This is a genomic window from Micromonospora sp. NPDC004540 (genome assembly GCF_040610095.1).
Taxonomy (GTDB): Bacteria; Actinomycetota; Actinomycetes; order Mycobacteriales; family Micromonosporaceae; genus Micromonospora.
Genome location: NZ_JBEXLR010000178.1, coordinates 1 through 5,534, shown reverse-complemented (window position 1 = coordinate 5,534; position 5,534 = coordinate 1). Strand labels below are relative to the sequence as shown.

Annotated in this window: 6 protein-coding genes and 1 pseudogene; 1 reads left to right on the top strand and 6 read right to left on the bottom strand. The window is 76.0% G+C overall.

Annotated elements, in window-relative coordinates; all coding sequences use genetic code 11:
- Window positions 1-844 (top strand): annotated as a pseudogene (locus ABZV78_RS31230) (hypothetical protein); the annotation flags it as partial.
- 105 nt (window positions 845-949) lie between these two features.
- Here the strand turns inward: ABZV78_RS31230 and thiC are convergent.
- The 6 genes from thiC to ABZV78_RS31200 form a co-directional block, all read right to left on the bottom strand.
- Window positions 950-2,542 carry a phosphomethylpyrimidine synthase ThiC gene (gene thiC / locus ABZV78_RS31225; protein ID WP_355644382.1) on the bottom strand — a complete coding sequence of 531 codons (1,593 nt, stop codon included), beginning with the start codon at window positions 2,540-2,542 and terminating at the stop codon, window positions 950-952.
- 17 nt (window positions 2,543-2,559) lie between these two features.
- Entirely contained in the window at window positions 2,560-3,348 is a 789-nt protein-coding gene (gene thiD, locus ABZV78_RS31220) for a bifunctional hydroxymethylpyrimidine kinase/phosphomethylpyrimidine kinase (protein ID WP_355644380.1), read from the bottom strand.
- Window positions 3,345-4,016 carry a thiamine phosphate synthase gene (locus ABZV78_RS31215; RefSeq protein ID WP_355644379.1) on the bottom strand — a complete coding sequence of 224 codons (672 nt, stop codon included), beginning with the start codon at window positions 4,014-4,016 and terminating at the stop codon, window positions 3,345-3,347. Before ABZV78_RS31215 ends, thiD begins: the two co-directional genes overlap by 4 nt.
- Window positions 4,013-4,792, bottom strand: coding sequence for a thiazole synthase (locus tag ABZV78_RS31210; RefSeq protein WP_355644377.1), 780 nt, complete (start codon window positions 4,790-4,792; stop codon window positions 4,013-4,015). The genes ABZV78_RS31215 and ABZV78_RS31210 overlap by 4 nt, the downstream gene beginning before the upstream one ends.
- Window positions 4,789-4,989, bottom strand: coding sequence for a sulfur carrier protein ThiS (thiS, locus tag ABZV78_RS31205; protein WP_355644375.1), 201 nt, complete (start codon window positions 4,987-4,989; stop codon window positions 4,789-4,791). The genes ABZV78_RS31210 and thiS overlap by 4 nt, the downstream gene beginning before the upstream one ends.
- On the bottom strand, window positions 4,980-5,534 hold a 555-nt coding region (locus ABZV78_RS31200; protein WP_355644373.1), incomplete at its 5' end, for an FAD-dependent oxidoreductase. The genes ABZV78_RS31200 and thiS, both read right to left, overlap by 10 nt.

Below are 5,534 nucleotides of genomic sequence, written 5' to 3'. Positions count from 1 at the left end.
GGAGCCGGCCAGCGACGTGCGGGCCGTGGACCTGCCGGCAGCGCCGGACCCGGCCGCCGAGGTGGCCGGCGCGGACCCGAAGGGCGACCCGAACCGTGACGGCACGCCGGCGGCCGGCGAGCGGCGGAGCTTCTTCGCCCCGGAGCCGGCCCCGGCCGACCTGCCCGAGCCCCCGGCGTCGCCCCGGCCGCGGATCCCGATGTTCGAGGACGTGGCCCCGGGCAACGTCCGGCCGGCCTGGCCGATCGCCCCCGCCGCGAACTGGCCGGTCACCCCGCGCGGCGGCACCGAGCCGCCCGCGCCGGGTGGTCCGACCGCCGGCCGGCACGGCGACCCCGACGGCACCGCGGCCCCCGGGGCCACCCGGCCCGAGCCGGCGCCGCGACCCCGGCACCGCGCCCTGCCCGACCTGGGCCGGAGCAACGGCTGGGACGCCTTCGCCAACGCCCGCCACGCCGGCCCGACCACCCCGCCGCCCGGCGGCGAGGCCCCGGACACCACCGCCCCGGACCCGGACACCACCGGCCCGGCCCTCCCCGCGTGGGGCGGTCCCGCCCCGGAGGCCGCCGGCAGCGCAGCCGCCGGCCGGCACGCCGACATGTCCGTGGCCGACGTGTCCGAGGCCGACGCGGCCCCCGAGGCGGCCGGTGGGAAGGCCAAGGCCCGGCGCGGCCTGTTCCGGCGCAACCGGGGCAAGGGCGGCGAGCCGGCCGAGGTCGACCGCGGGTCCGAGCCGCTCGCGGCGAAGGACGAGGAGTACGTCGACTGGGTCGCCGGCCTCGCCTCGGACGACGACGCGGACGGCGCCCGGTCCCTGCGTACGGGCCGGCACCACCGCGACTGAGCCCGTCGGGGCCGGGCCAAGGAGCGGCCCGGCCCCGGCCGGCGCTCAGGCCAACGGCCCGGCCCCGCCCGGCGCTCAGGCCAACGGCCCGGCCCCGGCCGGCGCTCAGGCCAGCGGCAGGTAGACCCGGGAGCCGCCGGCCACGAACTCCTCCGACTTGTCCTTCATGCCGCGCGCCGCGTAGTCCTTCAGCTCCTGGGTGATCTTCATGGAGCAGAACTTCGGCCCGCACATCGAGCAGAAGTGGGCGGTCTTCGCCGGCTCGGCCGGCAGCGTCGCGTCGTGGTACGACCGGGCGGTCTCCGGGTCCAGCGCCAGGTTGAACTGGTCCTCCCAGCGGAACTCGAACCGCGCCTTGGAGAGCGCATCGTCCCAGGCCTGCGCCCCCGGGTGCCCCTTGGCCAGGTCGGCCGCGTGCGCCGCGATCTTGTACGCGATCACGCCCGCCTTCACGTCGTCCCGGTCCGGCAGCCCGAGGTGCTCCTTCGGCGTGACGTAGCAGAGCATCGCGGTGCCGAACATGCCGATCATCGCGGCGCCGATCGCCGAGGTGATGTGGTCGTACGCGGGCGCGATGTCGGTGGTCAGCGGGCCGAGCGTGTAGAACGGGGCCTCGTGGCACCACTCCTGCTGGAGGTCCACGTTCTCCTTGATCTTGTGCATCGGCACATGGCCGGGCCCCTCGATCATCACCTGGACGTCGTGCGCCCAGGCGATCTTCGTCAGCTCGCCGAGGGTGCGCAGCTCGGCGAACTGCGCCTCGTCGTTGGCATCCGCGATCGAGCCCGGCCGCAGCCCGTCGCCGAGCGAGAACGTCACGTCGTACTGCGCGAGCAGCGCGCACAGCTCGTCGAAGTGGGTGTAGAGGAAGTTCTCCTCGTGGTGCGCCAGGCACCAGGCCGCCATGATCGAGCCGCCCCGGGAGACGATCCCGGTGACCCGGTCCACCGCCAGCGGCACGTACGGCAGCAGCACCCCGGCGTGCACCGTCATGTAGTCGACGCCCTGCTCGGCCTGCTCGACCACGGTCTCGCGGAACACCTCCCAGCTCAGCTTCACCGGGTCGCCGCCGACCTTCTCCAGGGCCTGGTAGATCGGCACGGTGCCGATCGGCACCGGCGAGTTCCGCACGATGGCCTCGCGGGTCTCGTGGATCCGCTTGCCGGTGGACAGGTCCATCACGGTGTCCGCGCCCCACCGGGTGGCCCAGGTCAGCTTCTCCACCTCCTCGGCGACCGAGGAGGTCACCGCCGAGGTGCCGATGTTGGCGTTGACCTTGACCAGGAACGCCCTGCCGATGATCGCCGGCTCGCACTCCGGGTGGTTGACGTTGAGCGGCAGCACGGCCCGCCCGGCCGCGATCTCGTCCCGGACGAACTCCGGCGCGACCCCCTCCCGGATCGCCACGAACTCCATCTCCGGAGTGACCAGCCCGGCCCGGGCGTACGCGAGCTGGGTCGGCCGCTTCCCGTCGACGCCCGCCAGCGGGGTGCCGGCGCCGCGCACGGGGGCGACGTCCCCGCGGGCCGCGATCCACGGCCCGCGCAGCGGCGGCAGCCCGACCTCCGGCTCCGAGCCCGGGCCGGAGGTGTCGTAGAGCCGGACCGGCGCGTTGTCCCCGGTCAGCTCGACCTCGGCGAACGGCACCCGGACGTCCGGGCGTGACCCCTCGACGTAGACCTTGCGACGTGCGTGCATGACAGCCTCCCTGTCGCTCAAGCGGACCAGCCGAAGTGGTCCAGCGGGCCGCGTCCCGCGCCCAACTTCCAGTCCCGCGCGCCGGTCAGCGCGCGGCTCACGTACTCCTTGGCGGCGGCCACCGCGACCGGCACCGGGTCGCCCGTCGCCAGCCGGACGGCGATCGCCGCCGAGAACGAGCACCCGGTGCCGTGGTTGTGCCGGGTGGGCACCCGGGGCGCGCGCAGCAGCGTGGTCGCGCCGCCGCCGGCCAGCACGTCCACCGACTCGCCGGCCGCGTCGACGTCGCCGCCGGTCACCACCACGTGCGCCGGGCCGCGGGCCGCCAGCGCCTCGGCCGCCGCGACCATCTCCTCGACCGTGGTCACCGGGCGCCCGGTGAGGGCCGCCGCCTCCGCGCAGTTCGGCGTCGCCACCTCGGCGTACGGGAGCAGCCGCTCGACCGCCTCCACCACGCCGAGCCGGTGCCCACTGGTGGCGACCAGCACCGGGTCGACGACGAGTCGGGGCAGCCGGCCGGTCTCCGCCGCCTCGGCCACCGCGTCGGCGACCGCCGGGGTGCCGAGCATGCCGGTCTTCACGGCGCGCACGTCGAAGTCGCCGAGCACGCTGTCGAGCTGGTCGCGCACGGTCTGCGGGGGCAGCGGCAGGACGGCGTCCACGCCCCGGGTGTTCTGCGCGGTGACCGCGGTGAGCACGCTGGTCCCGTACGCGCCGAGGGCGGCGAAGACCTTGAGGTCGGCCTGGATGCCGGCGCCGCCGCCGGAATCTGATCCGGCGATGGTGAGTGTTGTCTTCGGCGTCACTCTTTTTCCTCTGTGGTTGCGGTTGGGGGCTGCGGCCGACCGTGCCCAGCCATTTCGGTGAGCGTGGCGGCGACCTCGGACGGGTCTCCGGCGCGCATGAGCGCGCCGAGCACCGCCACCCCGGCGGCGCCGGCCGCGACGCACTCCCGGACCTGTTCCGGAGTCTCGATGCCGCCCAGCGCGAGCACCGGAACCGGGCTCGCGGCGATCAGAGCGCGCAGCCCGTCGGGGCGCAGGGGCGGGCCGTAGCCGGGTTTGGTCCGCGTCGGGAAGACCGGCGACAGCGTCACGTAGTCCTCGGTGCTGAGCCGGGCCAGCTCCGGGGCGTCGTGGCAGGAGCGGCCGACCAGTCCGACGGCCGGCGGCGGGTACGGGCCGGCGGCCGGCAGGTGGACGGCGTCGCCGTCGAGCGGATCGGGGCCGGCGACGATCAGCCTGCCGCCGGCGTCGGCGAGGATCGCGCGCAGCTCGACGGCCAGGGCGGCCCGCTCGGCCCGGGACAGGTCCTTCTCCCGCAGCACCACCCAGCGCACTCCCCCGGCCACGGCCGCCGCCACGACCTCGGCCAGCGGCCGCCGCGCCACCCGTCGGTCGGTCAGCAGCACGACGCCCGACGGCACGGTGCGGGCCGGATCCGGGCCGAGATCGACGGCGGCGGGCGCCGTCACAGCTCGGGCCTTCCCTCGTCGGGGGTGGAGGCGAGGGCGTGGAAGCGCCGGGCGATCCGGCCCGCGCCGTGGGCCAGCCGCCCCGCCTCGACGGCGTGCCGCATGGCGGTGGCCATCGCCACCGGGTCGGCGGCCCGGGTGACCGCGCTGGCCAGCAGCACGGCGTCGCAGCCCAGCTCCATGGCGAGTGCGGCGTCGGAGGCGGTGCCGATCCCGGCGTCGAGGATCACCGGCACGTCCACGCCCTGCCGGATCAGCCGGATGTGGTGCGGGTTGGTGATCCCCAGCCCGGAGCCGATCGGCGCGCCGGCCGGCATCACCGCCGCGCATCCCACGTCGACCAGCCGCCGGGCCAGGATCGGATCGTCCGACGTGTACGGCAGGACCGTGAACCCGTCGGCCACCAAATCCTCGGCGGCGCGCAGCAGCTCCACCCCGTCCGGCAGCAGCGTGCGCTCGTCGCCGATCACCTCCAACTTCACCCAGTCGGTGTCGAACGCCTCCCGGGCCAACTGCGCCACCTTCACCGCCTCGGACGCGGTGAAGCAGCCGGCGGTGTTCGGCAGCAGCCGTACCCCGCACCGGTCCAGCACGTCGAGCAGGCCCCCGGCGGCGCCCGGGGCGGTGTCCACCCGGCGCAGCGCCAGGGTGACCAGCTCGGTGCCGGAGGCGCGGATCGCCTGCTCCAGCACGTGGAGGTTGGCCGCACCGCCGGTGCCCAGGATGAGCCGGGAGCCGAAGCCGACCCCACCGATCTCGAAGGACATCCGCCTCACCCGCCCTGGGCGGCGCTGAGCACCTCGACCCGGTCGCCGGCGCGCAGCACGGTCGCCGACCAGCCGCCGCGTGGCACCACCTCACCGTTCACCGCGACCGCCAGGCCGCGCTCCTGGGCGGTGACCGCGCGGACCAGGTCCGCGACGGTCGAGCCGCCGGGCAGGTCCCGTCCCGCGCCGTTGACGATCAGTTCCACCTGGGCTCCTTCCCGAACCGGTCCGGGGTGAAGGGGGCGAGCAGCGGGTCCGGCTCGCCGGTGACGATCAGCTCGGTGACCAGGTCGGCGGTGACCGGGGTGAGCACGATGCCGTGCCGGTGGTGCCCGGTGGCGACGAGCACGCCGGACCGGCCCGGCAGCGGCCCGATGATCGGCGCGTTGTCCGGCGTGCCGGGGCGCAGCCCGGCGGTCGCCTCCACGAGGTCGTACTCGGCCAGCTCCGGCACCAGGTCGACGGCGGCGCGGAGCAGCCGGAGCACTCCGCCGGCGGTCACCTCGGTGTCGGCGCGCTCCTCGACGGTCGCCCCGACCACCACCTCCCCGCTGTCCCGGGGCACCAGGTAGATCGACTCGCCGTCGGCGTACCCCCGGATCACGTGCCGGAAGTCCGGCGCGCCGCGACCGGGCGCGCGGAGCCGGAGCACCTGGCCCTTGACCGGCCGGACCGGCAGCCCGGTCAGCGCGGCGGCGCCACAGCCGGCCGCGACCACGGTGACCCGGGCGTCCACCTCGGACAGCGCGCC

Excerpts from the sequence above, each read along its gene's own strand:
- thiC (WP_355644382.1), bottom strand. The coding sequence starts at position 2,542 with ATGCACGCACGTCGCAAGGTCTACGTCGAGGGGTCACGCCCGGACGTC.